The following is a 24,098-nucleotide window of genomic DNA, read 5'->3' as shown; positions in this document are numbered from 1 at the left end:
TCTTCGCGGGCGGGCCGCCCGGCTCGACTCACCCATGGCTCACCTCCACCCGGAGCTGATCTTCCACGACCTGGCGATCGATCAGGGCCGGCCAGTAGGCCATCACCTCCTGGACGCGCGGTCGGCCGCCGGCGAAACCGGTCACCGAAGGAGGTCCGGCCAGGATGAGGGGCGCGATCTCCCTGGTGAAGGCCTCGACCGATGCCCGCTCCGGGCCCCGGACTCCGACCCGAAGCCCGACCTCCGGCAGCGCCTCGGCCTCCGGCCCCGGCTCCAGCCCCAGACAGGCGCCGGCCCCTACGAACTCCGTGCGAACCTCGTCGAAAGCCAGATTGGCCCGGTCCAACCTCGCCCGGAGGATCGCGTCCGCGCGTCGCGCCTTGGCAAGCGCGTCGGGGCCCGCGTACGTCAGGCTGCCGGTGGCCTTGTACCCGGCGTGGTACGCGATCGAGACCTTCAGCGACCCGGTCCGCGGCCCCCCGGACACTCCGTGCACCCGCACGCGGTCCCCTCCCAGGTCCGTCACCCGTACGGTACCGAAGTCCGCCACGCAGTCCGGCGTGATGTAGTCGGCCGGATCCCCCATCTCGTACACGAGCTGCTCGGTCACCGTGGCCCAGGTCACGCGGCCGCCCAGACCCGCGTGCTTCGTCACCACGAAGCTGCCGTCCGCGCTCGCCTCGATGATCGGATATCCGGGCACGGCCAGATCCGCCGTCCGCCAGTCGAACAGGGTATTGCCCCCGGCCGCCTGCGCGCCGCACTCGTTGATGTGCCCGGCCACCACACCAGCGGCCAGCCGGTTCCAATCGTCGCGGGCCCAGCCGAACTCGTATGCGAGCGGACCGTAGGTGAGCGCCGTGTCCGTCGAACGGCCGGTCACCACGATGTCCGCTTCCCGCCGAAGCGCCTCGAGGATCGGCTCCATACCTATGTAGGCGTTGGCGCTGTAGACCCGGTCCCGTACCTCGGAGAGCGGAGCTCCCGTCTCCATGTTGCGGAGGTCGTGGCCGCTCTCGAGGAGCTCGTCGAGGCGCCCCATCAGGTCATCGCCCGTGACGATGGCGATCCGCAGCGGCCGACCCGCTCCCGCCCCCGACAGCGCCTCCTCGAGCGCATCCCGACATGCCTCCGGGTTCACACCCCCGGCGTTCGTGACGACGCGAACGCCTCCATCGACCAGCTCGGGCGCCAGCTCGCGGATGAGGGACACGAAATCGCGCGCGTACCCGGACGACGGGTCCTTGACCCGCTGCTTCTGCATGATCGACATGGTGATCTCGGCCAGGTAGTCGAGCATCAGGTAGTCGATCGGCCCTTCCCTTACCTGGAGCTTCGGGGCCTCCTGCCAGTCTCCCCAGAAGCCCTGGCCCGAAGCCACCCGCACCACGCGCTCGCCCATCACGCCCAGCCCGGAAGGGTGAACGGGCCGATGTGGGGTCCCGGGTTCTCGAGCGCCGTGCGCAGGGCCAGGTCCAGGACGTCCCGCGTCTCCTCCGGGGTAATGATGGCGTCCACGTAGCCCCGGGCGGCCGCATAGCGTGCATCGAGATTCCGCTCGTACTCGGCCCGGGTAGCCTGCATGGCAGCCTCCGTTTCCGGGTCGAGAGGGACGCCCTCTTCCCGGGCCCGGTCCATCTTCGGCCCGTACACGGCCCGCACCGCGGACTCACCCTCCATCACGCCCATGCGGCCGGTGGGCCAGGTGAAGATGAAATCCGGGTCGAACCCCTGGCCTGCCATCGCGTAGTAGCCGGCCCCACTCGCGTGTCCGGTGGTGAGCACCAGCTTCGGGACGCGAGCGACGGACATCGCCTCGACCATGCGGGCGCCGGCCCGAATGATGCCCGAGTGCTCGGCCTCCGTGCCCACCATGAAGCCGCTCACGTCCTGGACATACAGGAGGGGGATCCTGTGCCGGTCGCACATGTCCATGAAGTAGGCGGTCTTCTCGGCGCTGTCCGCGTAGATGATCCCACCGAACTTCGGCGCGCCCCCTTTCGGGTCCTTGAACATGCCGCGCCGGTTGGCGATCACCCCCACCCGGCGTCCCCCCAGGCGGGCCACGGCCGTGAGCATCTCCGGCGCGTAGCCCGCCTGAAACTCGTCGAACCGACCGGCATCCAGGAACGTCTCCAGGATCGCCTCGACCGGGTATGGCTGACGGTGGTCTTCGGGCATGAGGTCGTAGGCTTCTTCCGCGGGCCTGACCGGATCGCGCGGCTCGTCGACCGGAGCCGGAAGCCGCGCCGGAGGCAGATCCCCGACGATCTCGCGGACCTTCTCGATGCACGATTCGTCATCGGGAACCTCGTAGTGCGCCACTCCGCTCAACTGGTTGTGCGTGGCGGCCCCACCGAGAAGCTCCGCCTCGACGTCCTGCCCGGTCGCGCCTTTCACCAGGTTAGGACCGCCGAGTCCCATGAAGCTGGTTCCGTCCACCATGACGATCACGTCGGAAAGGGCGGGCAGGTACGCGCCGCCCGCGATGCACGGGCCCATCACTGCGGAGATCTGCGGCACGTCCAGGTAGTGTCGCATGATCGAATTGTAGTAGAAGAGCCGGCTCGCCCCGTACTTGCCGGGAAAGACACCACCCTGGTAGGGCAGGTTGATGCCGGCGGAATCCACCAGATACACGATCGGCACCCGGCACCGCATGGCGATCTCCTGGGCCCGCAGCTTCTTGGGAATCGTCTCCGGCCACCAGCTGCCCGCCTTGACCGTCGCATCGTTCGCCACGATGACCACCGGGCGCCCGCACACCTCGCCGATACCGGTCACCACCCCGACCCCGGGCGCCTGGCCGTCGTACTGGTCGTGAGCCAGGAGGAGGCCGATCTCCAGGAAGCCTCCACCGGGGTCGATCAGACGATCAATGCGCTCGCGAGCGGTGAGCTTTCCCTGGGCGTGCTGACGCTCGATGCGTCGGTCGCCGCCGCCCTGTCGGAGTCGCTCCTCGAGGGCGCGGACTTCGTCGACCAGGTCGCGCATGCGGGAGGACTCGGCCATCAGGCCTCGTCGTCCGCTCGGTGCTCCTCGTACCACTCCCGGATGTAGGCGGCCGCGTCCCCCGTCGCCGTGCCGGGTCCGAAGAGACGACCGATGCCCATGGCCTGAAGGGCCTCGACGTCTTCCTGCGGGATGATGCCGCCGCCCGTGATCAGCACATCGTCCATGCCGTTCTCGTGCAGCAGCCGTTGAACCCTGGGAAAAAGCGTCATGTGGGCACCCGAGAGGATCGAGAGGGCCACCACGTCGACGTCCTCCTGAAGGCCCGTCGCCGCGATCTTCTCGGGAGTCTGATGGAGCCCCGTGTAGATGACCTCCATCCCCGCATCGCGCAGCGACGCGGCGATCACCTTCGCACCGCGATCGTGACCGTCGAGCCCCGGCTTGGCGACCAGCACGCGGATCTTCTTTTCTGCCATGGCGGAATCGCTCCGGATGGAAACGCTGGGCGGCGGCCGACCTTCGCCCGCCGCGGCGCCCTCAAAGGTATCCGGCAGGAGTCCGCGTCAAAAGGCCACGGGCTCCTGGAACCGACCGTACACGCGCTCGAGTGCGTCCCGGATCTCGCCCAGCGTCGCGTAGGCCCGCACCGCATCCAGCATCGGCGGCATCAGGTTCTCGTCGCCGCGCGCCGCCTCGGTCAGAGCGCCGAGAGCCCGCTCCACCTCCCTGTCGTCTCGACGCTGGCGGAGCGCCGCGAGCCGACGGGACTGGGCCTCGCCGGCGGCCTCGCCGATCTTGAGGATCTCGATCTCTTCCTCGTCCGCCTCTTCGAACGCGTTGACCCCGACGATGAGGCGGTGGCCCGCCTCCACCTCGTCCTGGAAGCGCCGGGCCGATCGTGCGATGCGCGCCTGGAAGTACCCCGACTCGATGCCCGCCACCACGCCCCCGAGGTCGTCGATCTCGGCGAAGATCTCTTCCGCCTGCCGTTCGAGCTCGTCCGTGAGGCTCTCGACGAAATAGGAGCCCGCGAGCGGGTCGATCGTGTTCGGCACGCCGGTCTCGAACGCGAGGATCTGCTGGGTGCGCAGCGCGATCCGCACCGCATGTTCGGTCGGAAGGGCGAGGGTCTCGTCCATCGCGTTGGTGTGCAGCGATTGGGTACCGCCGAGGACGGCCGCCAGGGCCTGGTAGGCGACGCGGACGATGTTGTTGTGAGGCTGCTGAGCGGTCAGGGTGACGCCCGCGGTCTGCGCGTGCGTCCGGAGCCGCCAGCTCTCGGGCCGCTTCGCTCCGTACACCTCGCGCATGTGGCGGGCCCAGATCCTCCGGCCCGCCCGGAACTTCGCCACCTCCTCGAAGAAGTCGTTGTGCACGTCCCAGAAGAAGGAAAGCCGGGGAGCGAACTCGTCGACGTCGAGTCCGCGGGCGATCCCCTCCTCCACGTAGGTGAAACCGTTCTTCAGCGTGAAGGCGAGCTCCTCCACGGCCGTCGCGCCGGCCTCCCGGATATGGTACCCGGAGATGGAGATCGTGTTGAACTTCGGCGCGTGAAGGCTCGACCACTCGAAGATGTCCGTGATGATCTTGAGGGCCGGCTTCGGCGGATAGATCCAGGCGTGCTGGGCCTGGTACTCCTTGAGAATGTCGTTCTGGATCGTCCCGGTGACCTTCGAGAAGGGAACGCCCTGCTTCTCCGCCGCCGCCAGCAGGAAGCAGTACAGCATGATCGCCGGTCCGTTGATCGTCATGGAGACCGACACTCGATCGAGCGGGATCCCGTCGAACAGGGTCTCCATGTCCGCGAGGCTGGAGATCGCGACGCCGCACTTCCCGACCTCGCCCTCGGAGAGAGGATCGTCCGAGTCGTAACCCATCAGAGTCGGGAAGTCGAAGGCCACGGACAGCCCCGTCGTCCCGCGCTCGAGGAGGAACTTGTAGCGCTCGTTCGTCTCCTCCGCAGTCGCGAACCCCGAGAACAGACGCTTCGTCCACAGGCGGGTCCGGTACATGGTGGCGTACGGTCCGCGGGTGAACGGGTACTCACCCGGGAGACCGACGTCGGCGAGGTAGTCGTCGTCCGCCGTGTCCATCGGGGTATAGAGCGCCCGTATCGGTTCTCCGGACACCGTCGTGAAATCGGTATCCCGCCGCACCGGAGTGTCGGACGTCGCCTCCACCCAGGCGGCCAGCCTCGCTTCGAGCTCGGCCAGCTCGCGCCGCCTGCGCTCGACCTCTCTCTCGAGATCCACTCCGTCGCGGGCGTGACGATCTATGACGTGACTCATGTGCGTTCCTTCCTCATGGCGCCTCTGGCCTGGGACGTCGGGGCGCAGCGGGGGAGGCCGGGCCGGTGCCGAGGCACCCGACCGCGGCAGCGGACCGTGTCCACGTGTCTTTGCGGGTCGCCCGCCAATATACGCGCCCGCCTCGGGCCCGTTCCAGTCGCCCGGCCTCAGCGGGGTTCAGCGACGTCTGCTCCCGTCTCTCCCGACCGGATTCGTTGAGCCAGGGTCCGGGCGATCTCGTACGGGGATGCCTCCAGAGGCCTGCCGGCGGCCCGCCGTCCTTCGACCCAGTCCGTCCACACGGCAGCGGCCTCCCGCTGAACGGATCGCTCGAGCACGCGGCGAGCGTGCTGCAGGGCCGCCAGGCGGCGCTGCTCGGCCAACATCCCGGTGGCCTCGAGCCATTCGAAATGGGCATCGAGAGCTGCCCCGAGCTCCTCGATGCCCTCGCTCGCCGACGCGACGCACTTGAGCACCGGAGCCTCCCATTCGGCCGCTTCGGGGGGTACGGGTTCCGTGCCAGGCCCGGGTCCGCCGGGACTCGCGGGACGCAGGGCCGACAGGTCGACCCCGTGGTGGGCCGGTGCCGCGGCGGCCGGACTGCCCCTTCGTATGGCCTGCACGACCTCGATCTCCTTCTTCAGTCGATCGGCGCCGGGGCGATCCGCCTTGTTGACGACGAACAGGTCGGCCACCTCCATCAGGCCCGCCTTCATCGCCTGGATCCCGTCTCCCGACTCCGGCACGAGCACGACGACGGTCGTGTCGGCGTTGGTGGCGATCTCCAGCTCCGACTGGCCGACGCCCACGGTCTCGAGGAGGATGTGGTCGAACCCGAACGCGTCCATCAGATCGGCGGCTTCACGGGTCGTCGTCGCGAGACCGCCGCGAGAACCCCGGCTCGCCATCGACCGGATGAAGATGCCGGGCTCCGTCACCAGGTCGTCCATCCGCACCCGGTCGCCCAGCAGGGCTCCTCCGGTGAACGGGCTGCTTGGATCGACGGCCACGATCCCGACCGTGCTTCCCCGGTCTCTCAGGTGCCGGGCGAGCGCCGCGGTGAGCGTGGACTTTCCGGCCCCCGGCGGTCCGGTAAGGCCCACGCGCCGGGCCCGGCCCACGCCGTCGTGGAGCTCGACCAGCAGGTCCTCGAACCCGACGGACTGGTTCTCCACCCGGGAGATGCAGCGCGCCAGCGATCGCGGATCGCCTTCGCGGAAGTTCTCCACCAGGCGCCGGGCCGACTCGGTGAGGCCGGGAACGTGCTCGGATGGGCTCATTCGTGCGAAACTGCCGCTCGGGATCGCCGGCTGCAAGAAGACACGGCCGCCCCGGGAGCTCCGGGACGGCCGTGGTCCTGGGGTTCGTGGAACCCGGCGGCCTCACGGCCCGCCGGGATCACTTCGTGCGAACGATCACCATCCGCGTTCGCCATGCGGCCGGAAGGTCGCCCCCGGCCGGGGTCTCGAGCCGCAGGCTCGTGGCGCCGCTCGCCGCCGGCGCCGCCAGGCGGACGTACCGGGCGGTCGCGGTGAACAGGTCCGTCGCCACGGTGCTGCTGAAGCCGAGGCTGCGGGCGAGGTACGAGAGCGGATAGGCGAAGCCCGCGCTCTGACTCGACTCGTAGATGTCGATCAGGCGGTATGAAGGCAGGGTGAGCTTCGCGTCCGGCGTGCCATCGAGGTCGTCCCGGTCCTCGATCGCGAACATGGCGCTCCAGTCGGCCACCAGGTCTTCGAAGTCCGTTCCGAACACGTTGCTCACCGCCTGGCGTGAGCTCGTGATCGACCCGTCCGTGATCAGCTGCCGCGTCTTCTGCCATTCATCGCCCGGCGAGGCGAACCGATCGAGCAGGTAGCGCAGGAAGCTCCAGCTGGCGCCGCGCATGCGCGCGGTGCCGTTCTCGTACTCGAGCGGATCCTCGGAGTTGAGGAGCGCCGCCGTGTCTTCGGGCGCTTCCAGGTAGATCCGCAGGTTGGTGAAGTTGCCCACGTAGTACTTGAAGAAGCTCTCGAGATTCTGCGAAGCGAGAAGCTCCGCCGAGCCCAGTTCCGAGCCGGGCGTGAATCCGGTGGAACGGTGGCCGGCGACCTCCTCCGCCAGGTGCGAGAGGCCCTCGTTGATCCACACCTCGTCCGTCGCCCCGCTCCCCGTCTGGGCGTTGATCATGTGCTGAAACTCGTGGGCGATCGTGTTGTCGGTCTGAAGCCGGACGACCGATTCGGGCAGAGAGCTGGAATCGTCCACGTACTCTCCCGTCGGGTCCGGAACGACGAGATAGAACATCTCCGACTGATTGTGGTTCGACCCGAACAGGTCGGCCGAACAGAAGAAGCCGGCGATGAAGCTGTTGCTGTAGCTGCCCTGCAACTGGTTGGTCAGACCGTTCACGGCCGGGGTGTACAGGAGCGAGATCCGGCCATTGGCGTCGATGTCTCCCGGGGCGCCGAAGTAGGTCGTGTCGGCGGCGTAGATCACGGTGTCGAAGGTGGCCGCGATCTCGGCATAGGTGGCCGCGTCGAAGACGCCCGGTGCCGTCACGTCCTCCCAGATCACCGCCTTGTCGCTCACGAGGACTACCTCCGCCGTGATCGTGTCCGGCGACTCGGAGAAGCGTGAATCCGTGTCGATGCAGGAGAAGCGGAAGTCCCTCTGGTCGCCCACCGTCGGGACCTCCATGAGGCCGAAGGCGGGTCGCGAGGCCCGTGCCCGGACGAAGGGCAGGTCCGGCCGCTCCCGGTCTCTCAGGTGACGATCCAGCTCATACTGCAGGTCACGTGAGACCGCACCGGGCTCCTGGACCGCGGCCAGGGATGCCCGCGTCGTCGGCACGACGGCGGGAGACGGCGGCGGCGCCGCCCCTCCCTGCACCCGGAGCGTGACGCTGTTGAACGCGAGCACATCGGGAACCGGCGTCACCACCACTTCATAGGACGCGGCGGTCGCGTGCGCGGGCAACCGCACGCAGGCGAGGTCGGCTCCGGTCACCACCCGGGACTCTCCCGGCGCCAGGTCCACCAGGGGCGCTTCGGAGTCGGGCGTGCACTCGGGCCCGGCCTGTGTGGCCAGCGCTTCGAAGGTGACCGAGGAGCTCCCGACCGACGCGCGCACCTGGTAGCTGCCCGCCACGTCGCCGACGGTAAACGAGACGGAAGCCGTCCCGGCGGAGCTCGTCGTCGTGCTCGAAGCGCTGAGAGTCGCGTTCGGTCCGGCGGAGGCCACCAGCTCCCACGACACCGTCCGCCCGCTCACCGGATCTCCGTCCTGGTTCTCCAGTTCCACGGTGAGCGGCGCAGCGAGCGCCGTGCTCACCGGAGCGACCTGGTTGTTCCCACTGACGATACTCAGCGTGAGCGTCGTCACCGGGTCGGTGGGATTGTCGTCTCCGCACGCGGCCACGGCCACGGATGCGAGCAGGGCCAGTGCCGCCGAGCGCACTCTCGTCATGACTTCATCACTCCATGAATCTCGTAGGGGCGCCTGGCCTTCCTGGCCCATGGACGCACGAATTCCGGCTATCCTTCGGGCAATATCGGTGCCGTCACCGGCCCGGGGCCGAGAAACGCCCGTCCACCCGGATCGGCGGGCTAGAACACGCGAGGGATTCGCGGGTTCCCGCCCGTTCCCTTCCGCGGTTCATCCTGGCCGCCGGACGTCGATCGGCGATCGCGCAACCCGCTGATGGTGCAACGCATCCGGCATTCGTGGGAATTTTGCACGGCCGGGGGGCGCCGCCGTCCTCGCCCCGTTCAGGGCAGCAGTATGGCGCTCGCCAGACTCAGAAGCAGGAAGAAGCCCGACGTGTCGGTGAGCGCCGTGAGGAACACGGTGGACGCCGCGGCCGGATCCACGCCGATGCTCTCCAGGAAGGTGGGAATGAAGGCGCCGGCGAAGGACCCGATCACCAGGTTTCCCCACAGGGAGAACAGCACGACGACACCGAACAGGGCTCCCGAGGCGAGCAGGAAGTGGCCGGCCACCGCGGCCACGCAACCAATCACCAGACCGTTCACCAGACCCACGGTGAGCTCTTTGCGAACCACACTCCAGCGCTCCTTCGGTGTCTCGTCCGACAGCGCGATCCGCCGGATGGTCACGGCGAGCGCCTGCTGGCCCGAGTTGCCTCCGAGGCCGGCGATGATCGGCATCGCCACCGCGAGGGCCACGATCGCCTCGATCGTTCCCTGGAACTTCCACACCACCGTGGCACCGACGGAGGCGGTGACGAGGTTCACGAACAGCCAGGGCAGACGGCTGCGAATCGCATCGAGGGTGCCGCCGCGCACCTCCTCCTCGTCCGAAACGTTCGCGAAGCGGAAAATGTCCTCCGTCGCCTCCGCCTCCACCACGTCGATCACATCGTCGAAGGTGATACGGCCGACGAGGCGCCCGAGCGGGTCCACCACGCCGATGGAGGCCAGGTTGTAGCGGGACAGGGTCTTTCCGACCTCCTCCTGGTCGGCGTCCACGCTAACGACGGCCACCGGATCGCGGGCGATCTCCTCGATCGGAGTGTCGGGATCGGCGATCACCAGGTCCCTCAAGGCCACCACGCCCCGGAAGGTGCCGTCCGGGGCGACCACGAAGATCGTGTAGAAGTCGAAATCCTCGTCCGCCTGTCGTCGGATCTCCGCGATCGCCTCTGCGGCGGTCATGCGGCTGGACACCGAGAGGACTTCCCGGGTCATGATTCCGCCGGCCGACTCCTCGGGGTAGGTGAGAAGCTCCTCGATATCGGCCGCTTCCTCGTCCGCCACGGCGGCGAGCACCTGGGCCTGCTGGGCCGGCTCGAGGACCCCGATCAGGTCGGCGGCATCGTCATCCGCCATCTCGTGGACGATCTCGGCGGCCCGCTCCGGCTCCAGCTGAAGAAGGAGCTCCGCGGGCCGCTCGACATCCTCCATCTCCGCCAGGGTGTCGGCCGCCAGGTCGGAGGGCATCTGCTCGAGAAGGGCGAGACGATCCTCGTCCTCCAGGTGCTCGACGAGATCCGCGAGGTCGCTCGCGTGCACCGCCTCGAGAAGCTCCCGGAGGCCTTCCTCGTCGGCGGCCTCGAGAAGCCCGAGCACCTGGCTCAGCACCTGCTCCATATGGTCGGTCTTTTCGCTCATCGCTCGCTGGCAGGGTTCGTCGGACCCGCCGGATCCGGAATGGCCATACCGGCGGAGAAGATCATCTTGAACCCGTCTTCCACCGTCATGTCGAGCCGGTGCACGCGATGGCTCGGCAGATACAGCAGGTACCCGGACGCCGGGTTCGGCACGGTCGGAAGGAACACGGCGACCGCCGGCTCTCCGATCGCGGCTTCCATCTCCGGGGTCGCCTCCGCGGTCTCGAACACCAGGGTGTGACAACCGGGAGAAGGATACTCGATGAGGGCGCAGTGCCGGAAGAGCTTCTGCTCCCTGGCGAGCACCGCCTCGAACACCTGGGCCGACGCGTTATACAGCCGCCGGGCCACCGGCACCCGGTTCGCCAGCCGGTTCCACGCGCTCAGGGCTCGGCGCCCGAGGGCCTTCTGGGACGCCCACCCGACTACGATCAGGAGCAGCAGCAGGGCCACGACCCCGAGGCCCCGCGGCTCCCGCCCGGCCACGGTGGGGAGGTACCGACCGAGGATGGGGTCCAGCCGCACGAACAGCCAGGACAGGACGTACACGGTGACCCCGATCGGCGCCGTCACGATGAGCCCGGTCACCAGGTAACGCCTGAGCCGCTGTGGGAAGCTCTGCATGGCCACCGCCCCGGGTGAGGTGAGGAACTCCGCGTCGATCCCGCCCCGTCAGGCTAGCCGCTGGTCAGGGATCGAAGCAACTCCTCCTGCAGGCGGAACATCGGCGAGCGCTCCCGCTCCGGACCCTCGGGATGATCGAGACCGAGGACGTGCAGCGAGCCGTGAACGACCAGCCTGGCCACTTCCCGCCCGAGTTCCTGTCGATGCTCGGCGGCGAAGTCGGCCGCCACGTCCGGAGCGATGTAGACGTCCCCGAGCAAATCGCCCTCCTCGCCAAGCTCGAAGGCGATCACGTCCGTCTCGCCGTCACGATCGAGGTACACCCGGTTCAGTTCACGGATCTCGCCGCGCGACACGAAGGTGTACGAGACTTCCCCCGCCACGTCGCCCGTGGCCGCGAGGGCAGCCAGCGCGGCCCGCCTGAGCTCCCCCTCCCGCGCGAGAAGCTCGGGCCACCGTTCGAGCCGGTTGAAGTGGAGGATCGGGGGCACGGCGGTCAGCGCCTACGCGGAGGCCGGGGCGCTTCCGGCTTCCCCGTCCCCGGCCCCGTTGCCTCCGGGGTCGCCTCCATTCCCACCATCGCCGCCGGCCTCGCTCCCCCCGGCGGGGGCGAGAGTGGCGTGAATTCCCGACGGATACTCGATCCGGCGGTGATACATGCCGATGAGGACGCGGGCGAACTCGGCCTTCACGATCTCGAGGTCTCGAAGGGTCAGCGGGCACTGGTCCAGCTGGTTCTCGGCGATGCGGGCGTTCACGAGCTGGTCGATGGTGGCTCGAATCCGATCGGGAGTCGGGTCCTGAAGAACCCGTGTCGCCGACTCGACGCAGTCGGCAAGCATGACGACGGCCGTCTCGCGAGTCTGAGGCTTCGGTCCGGGGTACGCGAAATCCGACGGATCGAGGTCTGCCTCCGGGTCCAGCTCCCGGGCCTTGTCCAGGAAGAACGAGATCATCGTCGTGCCATGATGCTCACGGATGAAGTCCCGGATGACGCGCGGAAGCCGGTGTTCCGAGGCGAGCCGGAGTCCGTCCTTGACGTGATCACGAATGATCGTGGCGCTGCGGCGCGGGGCGAGACGATCGTGTGGATTCCGGCCGCGAGGCTGGTTCTCCACGAAGAACTGCGGGTTCGCCATCTTCCCGATGTCGTGGTAGTAAACGCCGGCCCGCACGAGGAGCGGGTTCGCGCCGATCTCGATGCACGCCGCCTCGGCGAGGTTGGCCACGTTGATCGAGTGCGCGTACGTGCCCGGCGCCTCGCGAGACAGTTCCCGAAGCAGCGGCGCGTTGAGATCGCTGAGCTCCAGCAGCGTCTGGTCCGTGCTCACTCCGGTCAACTTCTCGAGCGCCGGAATGAGCGCCGCCACCGCGAGAACGGTGCAGAGCGTCGCGCTCACGCCACCCCAGAAGAAGGCGAGGAGGATCTCGCGCGCCGGCAGCGATCGCAGGAGAACCACGGCCAGCCCGGAGACGAAGTAGCCTCCCGTAATCAGGGCGATCAGCACCCAGCTGTGGCTGCGCCGCCGTACTCTCCGGATTCCGAGGGCCCCCGCGCCGCCGGCCGCGATCATCTTGAACGGAACGCTGACGGCGGCGAGCGCGAACACCGATTCTCCGAGCAGTACGATCTGCCCGCCGACCACGATCGAGACGACCGCCACGGCCACGAAGGCGATGAGACCGTCGTACAGGGCGCCTACCAGCAGGGCGAGCAGGGCGATGGGAATCAGCTCCGATGGGTACCCGGCCGGTTGGAGCAGGCTTCCGGAGACCATGACGGCGGCCACCAGGCCCATCACGATCGAATACGCCCGCACGTCCCGATAGATCGAAGGCCGGAAGAGCTGCAGCACGGTCGCGAGCAGTGAGATGAGAATACCCGTGTACAGCACCGATCCGAGGCCGGCGAGACGACGGCCCGTGCTTCCCGCCAGTCCCCGCCGCTCGAGCTCCGCGTTGTAGGCACCGAGCCGATGAAGGTCGCGACTGCCCACCCGCTCGTGCGCCGTCAGAATGCGCTCGCCCTCGAGGATGACGTCCGACACCGTGTCCACGGCGGCACGCGCCTGTTCGCGCGCCGTGCGGGTGGCCAGATCGTCCGGGATCAGCGTCGGCTTCCGGAAACGGATCAGGAGGCTCCCGTAGATCTGGAATCCGTCCAGGGAGGCGTCCTGCGGCGCGAAGATCAGAGCGTCGTCCGTGAACTCGTTCAGGGTCGTAATGCTGTCCCTCGGAACGAGCCGATCGGTCTCCCCTCTCACGGTCACTACGCTCGCCGAGCTGCCGCCGAGATCGACCGAGGCCGCCACGCCGGCCGGGAGAAGGGTCCGGAAGGCCGTCTCGATCGAGCTCCGGAGCGCGGCGCGCCGGGCCGGATCGGCGAAGTACTCCAGCTGCTCGTCCGTGACCGTGAGTCCATAGGAGGCGAGATAGGCGCGTGCGGCCGAACGGTCGCCACCTTCCGCCGAGCTCCGGAAGACGGAGTCCGCCCCGGCGAAGAAGCGCTCGACATTCGCCAGCGCGCTGTCTGTCGCCGCCACGTCGAGGATATACACGGGAAGCACCGTCCGCTCCGCGTCCTCCCGTTCCCGGGCCAGCTGCGCTGCCGGCTTCGGCACGGTGAACTCGAAGTCCGCGATCACGTCCTCGGTCGCTACGGCCCCCTCCTGGACGTTGACCGTCTCGGGAAGCGCGTGTCCGCGGAACAGAAGCGGAACGGTCACGGCGATCAGGACCACGATCAGGATCCGGAAGCCATGGTGAAACAGCTGATCTCGCCAGCCGGCGCCCGGCTTTCGATCGATGGCACGGGCCGCATCGCGCCACGTTTCGCGGAACCGGGCGGCGCTCACGACGTCCCTTCTCTCTCGCTGTCGTGCTCGGCGTAGGCGCGGATGATCTCCTTCACCAGCCGGTGTCGCACCACGTCGGACTCGCTCAGGTACACGAAGTCGATCCCCTCGACCGACCGTAGGATACGCTCGATCTCCAGCAGGCCCGATTCCTCGGGCCGGGGCAGGTCGATCTGGGTCTTGTCGCCCGTGATGACCGTACGAGAATTCAGACCGAGGCGCGTGAGAAACATCTTCATCTGTGCCGTGGTGGCATTCTGGGCCTCGTCGAGAATCAGGAACGCGTCGGAAAGGGTGCGGCCTCTCATGTACGCCAGTGGCGCCACCTCGATGGTGTGATCCTCGATCGCCCGGCGCATCCGGTCCGACGGAAGCATGTCCTCCAGTGCATCGTACAGCGGACGCAGGTAGGGATCGACCTTGTCCCTGATGTCGCCGGGCAGAAAGCCGAGCGCCTCCCCCGCCTCCACGGCCGGCCGGGTGAGGATGATGCGACGGACCCGCTTTCGGACGAGGGCGTCGACCGCCGCGGCCACGCCCAGATAGGTCTTCCCCGTCCCGGCCGGACCGATGCCCACCACGATGTCGTTCTTCCGGATAGCCGACAGATATTCTTTTTGTCCCTGCGACTTAGGTCTAATGACCTTACGTGCTCCCGGAAGTGCGACGACCTCCTCGTCCGCCTCCGGCGAGGGGGTCAGGGGCTCGCGCTCGGCCTCCGCGAAGAAGCGTTCCACGTCGGCGAGGTCGAAGGACCGTCGAAGCTGCGCCATCCGGATCATCCGCTGCGCGACGGGGGTGCAGCGCTCGACGTCCGCCAGGTCGCCCGACAGAATCAGCTGGTCGCTGCGCAGGATCACCCGGAGGTCCCCGAGCCGCGCGAGCGCCTTCAGGTGCACGTCGTTGACGCCGGCGAGGAGGAGCTGATCCGCTCCCTCGGCCGAGAGACGGTGCTGGATGACCGGGGCATCGACCGACCCGGCCCCGCCCCTCGCTCCCGCATCAGCCATCGGCCTCACCCCGTTCTTCGAGCAGGGCGATGCCCAGCTCCTCCAGCAGGTCTCCGTCCACCGTCGACGGTGCGCCCTCCATCAAGCCCCGAGCCGCGGTCGTCTTCGGAAACGCGATGACGTCCCGGAGGGAGGAGACTCCCACCATCAGCGCCACGAGCCGATCCAGCCCGAGCGCGAACCCCCCGTGGGGCGGAACACCGTATCGGAACGCCTCCAGCAGGAAGCCGAAGCGCTCGTCCACTTCCGACGGAGTCATGCCGAGCACCTCGAGAATGGCTCTCTGCAGGTCGGGCTGGTGGCACCGGATGCTGCCGCTGGCCAGCTCCCACCCGTTGAGAACCAGGTCGTACGCTCTCGACCGCACGGCGAACGGATCCGCAAGAACGTCCTCCGGTGTGGCATCCACGGGCATGGTAAACGGGTGGTGGCTCGCCGTGGGCGCTCCGGTCTCCGGGTCCGGCTCGAACAGGGGGAAATCGGTGACCCACAGCCAGCGCTCGCCCTCCTGAATCGCCCCCAGCTCCGCGGCCAGCTCACGCCGAAGCGCGCCGAGGGCGGGAGAGCTCTCGGAGTCCGGCCCGGCCACGAGCACGAGCAGATCCCCGGGCTGCATCCCGTGCTCCTCCCGCAGCGTTCCTGCGGCCTGTTCGTCCACGGCCCGGGCGGCCGGTCCCGAAAAACCGTCCTCCGCGCACTTCAGCCACAGCGCTCCACGGGCACCCGCCGATCGGGCGACCCCGTTCATGGCATCCAGTCGGGAACGCGACAGACCCGCACCACCCGGTACGACCACGCCCCGGACCCGTCCACCGTCCGCGATGGCGCCGTCCACGATGCCGAATCCCCGGCCGCCGAGAACGGTCGAAAAATCGTGGATTCGCCATTCGATGCGCAGATCCGGCTTGTCGGTCCCATAGGACTCCATCGCCTCGGCCCAGGTCATGCGCAGAAACGGGAGCGGCAGCTCCCGGTCGAGGGTCGCCAGGAACATGTCCTGCAGCATGCGCTCGCAGGCGGCAAACACGTCGTCCTCCGCGACGAACGCCATTTCGACATCGATCTGGGTGAACTCGGGCTGGCGGTCCGCGCGCAGGTCTTCGTCCCTCAGACAACGGGCGATCTGGAAGTACCGGTCGAATCCCGCCACCATGAGCAACTGTTTGTACAGCTGCGGCGACTGAGGCAGCGCGTAGAACTCGCCGCGATGGATCCGACTGGGTACCAGGTAATCGCGCGCTCCCTCCGGTGTCCGGCGAGTAAGGAACGGCGTCTCCACCTCCAGGAAGCCCTGTCGAGACAGCGAGGCTCGAGCCGCGTTCGTGGCGAGATGCCGGATAACGAAATTCGCCTGGAGCTCGGGCCGCCGAAGATCGAGCACGCGATGTCGGAGCCGGAGCTCCTCGGAGGGAAGTTCCTCCCCCGGTGGGATCGCCACCAGGATGGGCAGTGGCTCGGACGAAGCGAGCACCTCCATCTCGCGCACCCGTACTTCCACTTCCCCGGTAGGCATCTCCGGATTCACCGCCTCCGAAGGCCGGGCCGCCACCTCCCCGCGCACCCGCAGCACGTCCTCCGGGTTCAGGCCGCTCGCCTGCTCGATCACTTCGGGCGGAGTGTGCCCGGGCTCGAACGCCAGCTGAATCAGCCCGGTGCGATCCCTGAGGAGGAGGAACTTGACGCCTCCCGTGTCCCGTCTGCGATGGACCCAGCCGGCCAGATGGACGTCCCGTCCGGCCCAGCTCCGGTCCACCAGACCGCAGCCGAGGTCCCGGTAGCGCGTCGCTTCCGGCGTGCCCCGGAAGGCGTCCCGGTCGATCGTGCTTCCCTTCCCCGAGCTCACCATCTCACCCCGCGTCTCAGTGTTTCTCCTCCTGTCTCGAGCCAGCGGGCGCCCCATTCTCTTCGAGGGCTCGCCACACCAGCATACCCGCGGCGAGCCCGAGGGTCGCGCCCACCAGGTCCGCCGTCCAGTCCCCGACGCTCGTCACCCGACCGGGAACCCACAGCTGGTGGACTTCGTCCAGCGCGGCGAACGTCGCAAGTCCGGCCAGCCCCACGACGAAGGCGAACGTCGTCCGCCGGGCCGTCGCACAAAGCGCCGCCGCGACCAGCCAGCCGAGCACGAAGTACAGGCCGCCGTGCACCACCTTGTCGAGCCCGGGCAGGGACAACCGCTCCGTCAGATCGGTGGACGGAACCGTGGTGGCGATCAGGATCACGATCGCCCAGGCGACCACAAGCCGCCAGGATCCCTTCCACGAACGGACGCTCGTCAATCCTCCGATTCCTCGATCAGATCGAGGAATTCCGCTGCATCGGCCGCAGCGACCAGTCGATCGCGCAGTCCCTCGTCCCGCAGCGTCCGGCTGATCTGGGCGAGCGTCTTCACGTGATGGCCCGCGGCGGACGGCGGTCCTGCCATCAGCACGATGAGCCGGACCGGGGAATCGTCGACGGAATCGAAGTCGACGGGCTCGCGGGTTGTGCCGGCGACGATCTCAAGCCGGTCGAGAGCCGCACATTTCCCGTGCGGCAGCGCGATTCCGCCTCCCACGCCCGTGCTCAGCACCGCCTCGCGCGTTCGCACGGCCCCGAGGATCTCCCCGGCACGATCCTCCACACCGCCCACGCGCGACAGCAGCGCGCACAACTCCTCGAGGATTCCGTCCTTGTTCGTGGAATCCAGCGGCACCTTGATCCGGTCCTCGGTCAGGTGCGAGGAAAGCTTCGTGGGCGGGCCTGGAGAGCGGGTACTCGTGGCCGAGCTCCGGAGGCGGAAGACCTGGCGAAGGCGCATGCCGGCACCCTCGACTTCGCGGCCGCTAAGATACCGGCGCCCCGGAGGGGCAGCAAGTTGGACCTTGCGCGGTGCGACCGGGTCGCGGATCCTCGTCCTGATGAACGATCCAACGGCAGGCACCCGGCGGACGGACCTTCTGGGCGTCCCGCCCGGGGAATGGGACACGGTCCTCGGACCTGCGCTTCGCGACTGGGGCGAGCCTGAATTCCGGGCACGCCAGGTCTCCGCGTGGCTGCACCGCAAGTACGCGACGACGTTCGAGGAGATGACGGACCTGCCGGCCGACCTGCGGCCGAGGCTGGCGGAGCGATTCTCGATTTCCCCGCTGGAGATGGCCTTCGAGGCGCGATCCGACGACGGCACGGTCAAGCACCTGTGGAGACTGGAAGACGGCGAACAGGTCGAATCCGTTCTCATACCGACCGGAGACAGGGTCACCCTCTGCCTGTCCTCACAGGCAGGCTGCGCCCTCGGGTGCCGGTTCTGCGCCACCGGCGACTTCGGCTTTCGCAGACAGCTGCAGCCCGGAGAGATCGTCGCCCAGTTCAGGGACTCCGAGCTCATCGCCAGGGCCCGGTTCGGGCGCGGTCTGGACAACGTCGTCTACATGGGCATGGGCGAACCGATGGCGAACCTCGACGCCGTTCTCGTCTCCCTGTCGGTGCTTCACGGCGCCTTCGACTTCGGGGCGCGGCGCATCACCGTCAGCACGGTCGGGCTGATCCCCGGAATCCTCGCGCTCGCCGCCCGTCCCGAGCCCTTCCGGCTGGCCGTCTCGTTGCACGCCCCGGTGCACGAGCTTCGGGAAAAGCTGGTTCCGGTCGAGCGACGCTACCCGATTCCCGATCTGTTCGCGGCGCTCCGCGAGTACCAGGCCGTCCGGGGTCGGAGGATCACCTTCGAGTACACGCTGATTCGAGAGGTCAACGATGCTCCCGAGCTGGCGGAGTCGCTCGCGGACCTCCTCCTGGGCATGGACGCCTTCGTCAACCTGATCCCGTACAATCCGATCCCCGGGCGCGCGTGGCGTCCCAGCACGCGGGAGCGGATCGCGGCGTTCGTCCGCGTCCTCGAGATGCGCGGCGTCGAGGCCGCCGTGCGCCGACCCCGGGGCCGGGACATCGCCGCCGCCTGCGGACAGCTGAGGCTGGAGCGCGAGGCCGACCGAGCGGCGGAGCCGGAGGTCGGGGAGGCGGCAGACTAGCGGATGCCCTCGAGGCGGGTCTTCCAGTCCAGCCCGAGGATGATGGTCGCGTCCACGAAGAGAGAGGGTCGGGGCTCCGAGACGATCTCGGTCACGCCGAGCGCATCGGCCACCGAGCGGGCAGCCCCGGCGACCCCGGAGCGGTCGATCACCACCGTCCTCTCGTAGTCGAAGGTCGGGGCGTTTCCGTAGGTCTTCACGTCGTACCCCGCATCCCGGAGCGCCCGCGTGACGCGGGAGGCCGCGCCCGGATCTCCTGCCCCGTTCAACACTTCGACGGCGACCCGCCGCCCGTACGGATCGGCCGACAGCGTGGAGGGCGTTCCGCCGAACGCTCGGTCCCCCTCGGGAACCACCAGTTCCCTGCCGCGCCACTCGATGAGAAAGGACCCGAGGAGCACTCCGACACCCACAAGGACCACCACCAGGAGCGCCGTCTGAGCGCGGCCGATCACGGGGCCACCACCCGGTTCCACATATCCACCGTGCATTGCATCAGGCTTCGATCGCGCTCCAGGAGGCGCTCGATTCTGCCCCGGAGCACGTGCTTGAGAACGGAGACGCGCGCCTCCGGCAGGTCGCTCCGGAGCTCGGCACGATCGCGGTCCTCGCCGATCCGCCCCGGCTCCAGGTAATCCGCCAGGATCAGGTACTCACCCAGCTCATCCAGGTCCGGGTGACCGACCGGATGGTAACGGATGGCGTCGAGGAGCGACCGGTCCGCGACTCCGTCGGAGCTGAGGCGAGCCGCGCATGCAGGGGCGTGGAGGACCGGAGCCGGCCACTCCTCTCCCGCGAGCCCCCGGAGCTCGGTCTCGGGAGCGTCCTTGAGGGCGTCGTGCAGCACCCCCGTCGCCCGCCAGCGGACCCGCTCGTCGTCCGAGCGGCCCAGCCGGGCAGCCCACCCGGACATCAGGTCGCCGACGCGTATCCCGTGCTCCCGGCGCCCATCCCGGCATCGGGCCCACGACGGTAACTCTGCGTTTCTTCCTGCCCGCTCGACGACCGGGTGCATCCTGGAACTCCGTGCATGAAGGGCGCCTTGGCGACCCCGATCCGTCTCCGGTCGACGGGTCGCGACTTCCTGCGCGTACAGATAGATATTCAACTCAGCCGGGAGCAACAACGTCGGGCGGTGGAACAGGATCGGCGCACGGCCCGGTGGATCCCGAAACGGAAGAAATCAACTCTTGACCATCCGGTACGATCCGCTGCTGACGGCGGGAATCGCCCAGGAGATCAGACGCCGCCTCGTCGGCCGGCGCGTGGACTCGTTGCTCCTCCTGCCGGCGGAGCGGGAAGCGTGGCTGCGGTTCGCCTCCGGTCCGGACCCCCGAGCCACTTCGGACGCCCGTGCGGTGCGAGTGGAACCGGAACGGAGCTCGCTCGGTCTGCTGCTGCACCCCGCGCGCGGCTTCATCGTCTGGCTCGAGGGGGAGCCCCGGGTCGACGAGGGCCAGCCGCGGCACGTCCGATTCCGCCGGCTGTTTCTGACCGCTGTCGATGCACCTCCGGACGAGCGGCTCCTGGTGCTCGAGCTGGCCGGCGGCGGCATGGGCCGGCAACCCGGGCGACCGCCTGTCTACCGCCTGTTCGTGGAGCTGCACACGAATCAGTGGAACGTGATCCTCACCCGAGGCGCCGATGGCAGGATCGAGGAGGTTCTGTGGCCGCGGTCCGCGGGCGGACGGGCGCTCCAGCGCGGCCGAACGTACTCGCGGCCCTCGGGAGCTCGAGACTGGGCCGAAACCCTGCCCGAGTCCGCCGGCTGGGATGAGAAGCTGGCCGGCCCGCCTCCCGGGGAGCGGCGCCGGCTTCTGCTGCGCTCGGTCGCATGGACGAGCTCGCTCAACGCGGACTGGATTCTCGGCGATGCGGCCAGGAGCCGTGACGCTTCGGACCTGGCCGCGGCCCACGCACGGTATCGCAAGCTCAGGGCATCGGAGCCCGGGGCATGGCTTCTGCCGGCCGGCGACGGTCTTCAACCGTACGTGGCCGAGATCCGGGAGGGGGCCGTTCGCTGCGACTCCCTGCTGGACGCCATGCGGACGGCCGCCGACCGCGCGAAGGTGTGGGCTCGTGGCGACCTGCCGCGGACCCGTGCGACCGAGGACGGCGGCGACGCCGAGGAAGCGGGAAGGCTCGAGCACGAGATTCGGAGGCGCATGCGCCGCCTGCGGCGACGCCGGGCCGCGCTGCAGCGCCAGCTCGAAGGCGATCCGGCGGCGGAGATCAGAGACCTGGCGAATCTCCTCCTCGCCCGGAAAGACGAGGTTCCCCGCGGCGCTGCCTCCGTATCGCTGATGGGATTCGACGGACGGGAGGTGCGCATCGCGCTCGACCCACGGCTCGACGCGATCCGGAACGCCGAGCGCCTCTACGATCGTGCCGGCCGCAGGGAGCGGGCGGCGAAGCAGATACCGCAGCGCCTCCGGGACACGGAGGAGCGGATCCGGGATCTCGAGCGGGCACTGGAGACGCTGAAGACGGCCGGTCCGTCGGAGGCCCTGTGGAGCCTCGTCGGAGGGCGGGAAGCCACCGGATCGCCGTCTCGCGGCCGCCCGGCGGCGCTCGATCTCCCGTACCGGTCGTACCGATCCTCGAACGGACGGGAGATCCGGGTGGGGCGGTCGTCACGCGCGAACGACGAGCTGACGTTTCACCACGCGTCACCGGACGACATCTGGCTGCACGCGAGGCAGGCGGCGGGTGCACACGTGATCCTTCGCTGGGACCGGCGGGATCAGAACCCCCCGCCCGGCGATCTCACCGAGGCGGCGGTCCTGGCGGCGCTGAACAGCGAGGCGCGACACAGCGGGGTGGTCGCGGTCGACTGGACCCGTCGGAAGTACGTGCGCAAACCGCGTAAGGCCCCGGCCGGCGCCGTCGTCCCGGAGCGCGTCTCCACCCTCTTCGTGGAACCGGACGCGACGGTGGCCGCTCGCCTGTCGGTGGGCGACTGAACGAAGTCGACCGCCCGTACGCGACGGGGTCCGCCACCCCGTGGATGACGGACCCCGTGTCCGACCGCGAAACGCCGGGTATCGCTACCCCTCAGTCCGTCGTCGGCGTCTCGCTCGGCTTGCGCGGCATCATGTCGTCGCGCATGGCCAGATGGTACGCCGTGGCCGCGACGACGACCGCTGCCTGCTTGAGGTCATCCAGCATCAGGCGCTCGAACGTGTCGGCCGCCGTGTGATGCGTGAACGTGCCGTACTCGATCGGATCCTGAATGAAGTTGAACCCGGGAATCCCGGCCGCGTCGAACGCGAGGTGGTCCGTGCCCCCGGTGTTGCCGTGCTTGACGGCCACGACGCCGAGGTCCCGGAACGGCCACAGGATCTGCTCGAACACGGGAATCGCGGCCGCGTTGCTCTGATCCCAGATGCCGCGCACGCGCCCGGTGCCATTGTCGACGTTGAGGTACGCGGATATCTGAGCGTGGAGCTCCGGGTGGATCTCGACCCAGCCGCGCGAGCCCAGCAGTCCCTGCTCTTCACCGGACCACAGCGCGATCCGGATCGTGCGTCGAGGCTGCAGGTCGAGAGCCTTGAGAATCCGCATGGCTTCCATCATCACCACGGAGCCTGCGCCATCGTCCGTCGCTCCCGTGCCGTAGTGCCACGAGTCGAGGTGGGCCCCGATCATCACGAACTCGTCCGCCAGGTCGGAGCCTTCGATGTCACCCAGCGTGTTGTAGCCCTGCAGGTCCTCCGAGAAGAACCGGTTCTGGACCTCGATCTCCAGCTCGACGGGGATCCCCCTCTGGATGTTGCGATACATCTGGTTGTACTGCTCGCCCGCCACGACCAGCTCCGGAGGCGGCTCGGGGTTGCCCGGGTCGCGGCCCGCGCGACTGCCCCCGCCCCTCACGAGCGTGTACTCGCGCGACGAGGGGACGAGGAGTCCCGCGATGCCCTCGTCCATCAGGAACTCGTCGACCGCCTCCCGCATCTGCGCACGGCGACGCCACTCCGCGATGCGCCGGGCCCGCTCTTCCTCGGTCATCTGCGGGCGGCCTTCTCGCTCTTCCGGCGGAGACAGCAGTTCCTCGAGCGGCGTTCGGAGCGGACTGGGCTCCCAGTCCGGGCTCATCTCGACCGGAGGTCGGGACAGAATCCAGGCGCCCGCCAGCTTACCCCGGTACGGTTCCAGATCGGCCACCGAGTCCGCCTCGACGATCACCGCCGGACCGGTCACCACGCCGGGCGTGCTTCCCGTCCAGCCGGAAGGCTGTGCGACGAGCGGCTGTACGTACGGAGTAAGGATGCGGCCGCTGTACGACACGCGCTCCCACCCACGGCCGAACTCGCCCCACGGCTCGATCTCGACGTTCGTGAGTCCCCACGACTCCAGCGTCTCCGCCGTCCACTCGTTCGCCCGCATCATCCCCGGGGAGTTCGTGAGCCTCGGCCCGATGACGTCGGTCAGATATCCAGCCAGCTCCTCGATCTGCGACTGTTCGAGTCCCTCGGCACGGATCGCCTCGACGACGCTCATGTCGACGGCTTCCTGTGCCACCTGAGCGGACGCCTCGGGCGCGACGGCCACCAACGCGGCAACCGCCATCAACATGCGCACCCTGTTTCGGTTCACGGCCTGCCTCCATCATGCGGTGTGTGTAGTGCGGCTGCCGGCCGGCCAGCCCGCCGGATCCGGAGCACAGAGCGGTGGCCCGCCCTGCCTCGTGAGTTCGAGCTTCTGGGTTCAAGAATGCCCGGCCGGGCGAAAACGTTTATCGTCGGCCGCGCACGGGCTCAGTGAACCACGAAGAGCCGGCCGGACCGGGTCTCGTCATCCAGGCGGAACACGTACAGGTAAGCCCCCGAAGCCGCCTCCAGACCACCGCCGAGCCGGCCATCCCAGGTCACTCTCGGCAGATCGCCGCCGGGGGACAGCACGTGCGTTTCCTGCACGAGACGGCGTCCCGCCACGTCGTAGATCTCGAACACCAGGGTCCGTCCCTCCTCCCGGGCCGCGTCCGGCACCCGGTAGGGGAAGTCCATCACCCGCCCCGACCCCGTCTGCAGTGGATTCGGATACGGCGGATCGATCTCGAACCGCTCCTCGGGCGTCGGGGGTCCGATCGGCTCATCCCGGAGCGCCTCCAGGCGGGCCACCCCCGCCGCTTCCGTCGGAGCGACCACGAGCCAGAAGCGGACGACGCGGGATTCACCGGCGGCCAGATCGAACGGCCCGATGCTGAGCAGGGCCGCCCGATCGGTGGCCGTCAGAAAGCCGGGGAGACT

General features: G+C 68.7%; 20 protein-coding genes. 2 read left to right on the top strand and 18 right to left on the bottom strand.

Annotation, left to right across the window (positions count from 1 at the left end; genetic code table 11):
* Window positions 1-28 precede the first annotated feature (28 nt).
* From AC36XV_RS03025 to AC36XV_RS02960, 14 genes are all read right to left on the bottom strand, one after another.
* Window positions 29-1,402, bottom strand: a complete 1,374-nt coding sequence (locus AC36XV_RS03025) for an acyclic terpene utilization AtuA family protein (RefSeq protein ID WP_492202196.1) — start codon at window positions 1,400-1,402, stop codon at window positions 29-31.
* Window positions 1,402-3,012: an acyl-CoA carboxylase subunit beta gene (locus tag AC36XV_RS03020; protein ID WP_492202195.1), complete on the bottom strand. Its 1,611-nt coding sequence runs from the start codon at window positions 3,010-3,012 to the stop codon at window positions 1,402-1,404. The genes AC36XV_RS03025 and AC36XV_RS03020 overlap by 1 nt, the downstream gene beginning before the upstream one ends.
* Window positions 3,012-3,431: a cobalamin B12-binding domain-containing protein gene (locus tag AC36XV_RS03015; protein ID WP_492202194.1), complete on the bottom strand. Its 420-nt coding sequence runs from the start codon at window positions 3,429-3,431 to the stop codon at window positions 3,012-3,014. The genes AC36XV_RS03020 and AC36XV_RS03015 overlap by 1 nt, the downstream gene beginning before the upstream one ends.
* Window positions 3,432-3,518: 87 nt before the next feature.
* Entirely contained in the window at window positions 3,519-5,243 is a 1,725-nt protein-coding gene (locus AC36XV_RS03010; RefSeq protein WP_492202193.1) for an acyl-CoA mutase large subunit family protein, read from the bottom strand.
* A 167-nt stretch (window positions 5,244-5,410) separates the two neighbouring features.
* On the bottom strand, window positions 5,411-6,523 hold the full coding sequence (gene meaB, locus AC36XV_RS03005) for a methylmalonyl Co-A mutase-associated GTPase MeaB (protein WP_492202192.1): 1,113 nt from the start codon (window positions 6,521-6,523) through the stop codon (window positions 5,411-5,413).
* Window positions 6,524-6,641: 118 nt separating this feature from the next.
* Window positions 6,642-8,690, bottom strand: a complete 2,049-nt coding sequence (locus AC36XV_RS03000; protein ID WP_492202191.1) for a hypothetical protein — start codon at window positions 8,688-8,690, stop codon at window positions 6,642-6,644.
* Between the two features lie 302 nt (window positions 8,691-8,992).
* Window positions 8,993-10,354 carry a magnesium transporter gene (gene mgtE / locus AC36XV_RS02995; protein ID WP_492202190.1) on the bottom strand — a complete coding sequence of 454 codons (1,362 nt, stop codon included), beginning with the start codon at window positions 10,352-10,354 and terminating at the stop codon, window positions 8,993-8,995.
* Window positions 10,351-10,977, bottom strand: coding sequence for a DUF502 domain-containing protein (locus AC36XV_RS02990; RefSeq protein ID WP_492202189.1), 627 nt, complete (start codon window positions 10,975-10,977; stop codon window positions 10,351-10,353). Before AC36XV_RS02990 ends, mgtE begins: the two co-directional genes overlap by 4 nt.
* 53 nt (window positions 10,978-11,030) lie before the next feature.
* The gene (gene ybeY / locus AC36XV_RS02985; RefSeq protein WP_492202188.1) at window positions 11,031-11,468 is read right to left on the bottom strand and encodes an rRNA maturation RNase YbeY; all 438 of its coding nucleotides are present in this window, start codon (window positions 11,466-11,468) and stop codon (window positions 11,031-11,033) included.
* A gap of 12 nt (window positions 11,469-11,480) precedes the next feature.
* Window positions 11,481-13,832, bottom strand: coding sequence for an HD family phosphohydrolase (locus AC36XV_RS02980; protein WP_492202187.1), 2,352 nt, complete (start codon window positions 13,830-13,832; stop codon window positions 11,481-11,483).
* Entirely contained in the window at window positions 13,829-14,842 is a 1,014-nt protein-coding gene (locus AC36XV_RS02975; RefSeq protein WP_492202186.1) for a PhoH family protein, read from the bottom strand. Before AC36XV_RS02975 ends, AC36XV_RS02980 begins: the two co-directional genes overlap by 4 nt.
* A complete protein-coding gene (gene aspS / locus AC36XV_RS02970; RefSeq protein ID WP_492202185.1) occupies window positions 14,835-16,685 on the bottom strand; it encodes an aspartate--tRNA ligase in 1,851 nt (616 codons plus the stop codon). Before aspS ends, AC36XV_RS02975 begins: the two co-directional genes overlap by 8 nt.
* A 16-nt stretch (window positions 16,686-16,701) precedes the next feature.
* Entirely contained in the window at window positions 16,702-17,121 is a 420-nt protein-coding gene (locus AC36XV_RS02965; RefSeq protein ID WP_492202184.1) for a VanZ family protein, read from the bottom strand.
* Complete coding sequence (locus tag AC36XV_RS02960; protein ID WP_492202183.1) at window positions 17,118-17,642, bottom strand: PTS sugar transporter subunit IIA; 525 nt, start codon at window positions 17,640-17,642, stop codon at window positions 17,118-17,120. Before AC36XV_RS02960 ends, AC36XV_RS02965 begins: the two co-directional genes overlap by 4 nt.
* 100 nt (window positions 17,643-17,742) lie before the next feature.
* On the opposite strand from AC36XV_RS02960, the gene rlmN reads away from it, so the two are divergent.
* Window positions 17,743-18,849 (top strand): dual-specificity RNA methyltransferase RlmN, encoded by a 1,107-nt coding sequence (rlmN, locus tag AC36XV_RS02955; protein WP_492202182.1) that lies wholly within the window; start codon window positions 17,743-17,745, stop codon window positions 18,847-18,849.
* Here rlmN and AC36XV_RS02950 read toward each other — a convergent pair.
* Both AC36XV_RS02950 and AC36XV_RS02945 read right to left on the bottom strand, forming a co-directional pair.
* Complete coding sequence (locus AC36XV_RS02950; RefSeq protein WP_492202181.1) at window positions 18,846-19,304, bottom strand: LytR C-terminal domain-containing protein; 459 nt, start codon at window positions 19,302-19,304, stop codon at window positions 18,846-18,848. The genes rlmN and AC36XV_RS02950 overlap by 4 nt on opposite strands.
* Window positions 19,301-19,864: an HD domain-containing protein gene (locus AC36XV_RS02945; RefSeq protein WP_492202180.1), complete on the bottom strand. Its 564-nt coding sequence runs from the start codon at window positions 19,862-19,864 to the stop codon at window positions 19,301-19,303. Before AC36XV_RS02945 ends, AC36XV_RS02950 begins: the two co-directional genes overlap by 4 nt.
* Before the next feature lie 175 nt (window positions 19,865-20,039).
* On the opposite strand from AC36XV_RS02945, the gene AC36XV_RS02940 reads away from it, so the two are divergent.
* Window positions 20,040-21,812 carry an NFACT RNA binding domain-containing protein gene (locus AC36XV_RS02940; protein ID WP_492202179.1) on the top strand — a complete coding sequence of 591 codons (1,773 nt, stop codon included), beginning with the start codon at window positions 20,040-20,042 and terminating at the stop codon, window positions 21,810-21,812.
* A gap of 91 nt (window positions 21,813-21,903) precedes the next feature.
* Here the strand turns inward: AC36XV_RS02940 and AC36XV_RS02935 are convergent, their stop codons facing one another.
* The gene (locus AC36XV_RS02935) at window positions 21,904-23,445 is read right to left on the bottom strand and encodes a M20/M25/M40 family metallo-hydrolase (RefSeq protein WP_492202178.1); all 1,542 of its coding nucleotides are present in this window, start codon (window positions 23,443-23,445) and stop codon (window positions 21,904-21,906) included.
* 161 nt (window positions 23,446-23,606) lie between these two features.
* A partial coding sequence (locus AC36XV_RS02930) for a T9SS type B sorting domain-containing protein (RefSeq protein WP_492202177.1) occupies window positions 23,607-24,098 on the bottom strand: 492 nt, incomplete at its 5' end.

This window comes from Candidatus Benthicola sp., from assembly GCF_058719085.1.
This window is presented reverse-complemented; position numbering and strand designations above follow the sequence as displayed.

Bases quoted from the DNA above. Each gene is read 5' to 3' on its own strand.
- AC36XV_RS03025 (WP_492202196.1), bottom strand. From the start codon at position 1,402: ATGGGCGAGCGCGTGGTGCGGGTGGCTTCGGGCCAGGGCTTCTGGGGA.
- AC36XV_RS03020 (WP_492202195.1), bottom strand. From the start codon at position 3,012: ATGGCCGAGTCCTCCCGCATGCGCGACCTGGTCGACGAAGTCCGCGCC.
- AC36XV_RS03015 (WP_492202194.1), bottom strand. From the start codon at position 3,431: ATGGCAGAAAAGAAGATCCGCGTGCTGGTCGCCAAGCCGGGGCTCGAC.
- AC36XV_RS03010 (WP_492202193.1), bottom strand. From the start codon at position 5,243: ATGAGTCACGTCATAGATCGTCACGCCCGCGACGGAGTGGATCTCGAG.
- meaB (WP_492202192.1), bottom strand. From the start codon at position 6,523: ATGAGCCCATCCGAGCACGTTCCCGGCCTCACCGAGTCGGCCCGGCGC.
- AC36XV_RS03000 (WP_492202191.1), bottom strand. From the start codon at position 8,690: ATGACGAGAGTGCGCTCGGCGGCACTGGCCCTGCTCGCATCCGTGGCC.
- mgtE (WP_492202190.1), bottom strand. From the start codon at position 10,354: ATGAGCGAAAAGACCGACCATATGGAGCAGGTGCTGAGCCAGGTGCTC.
- AC36XV_RS02990 (WP_492202189.1), bottom strand. From the start codon at position 10,977: ATGCAGAGCTTCCCACAGCGGCTCAGGCGTTACCTGGTGACCGGGCTC.
- AC36XV_RS02975 (WP_492202186.1), bottom strand. From the start codon at position 14,842: ATGGCTGATGCGGGAGCGAGGGGCGGGGCCGGGTCGGTCGATGCCCCG.
- AC36XV_RS02960 (WP_492202183.1), bottom strand. From the start codon at position 17,642: ATGCGCCTTCGCCAGGTCTTCCGCCTCCGGAGCTCGGCCACGAGTACC.
- rlmN (WP_492202182.1), top strand. From the start codon at position 17,743: ATGAACGATCCAACGGCAGGCACCCGGCGGACGGACCTTCTGGGCGTC.
- AC36XV_RS02945 (WP_492202180.1), bottom strand. From the start codon at position 19,864: ATGCACCCGGTCGTCGAGCGGGCAGGAAGAAACGCAGAGTTACCGTCG.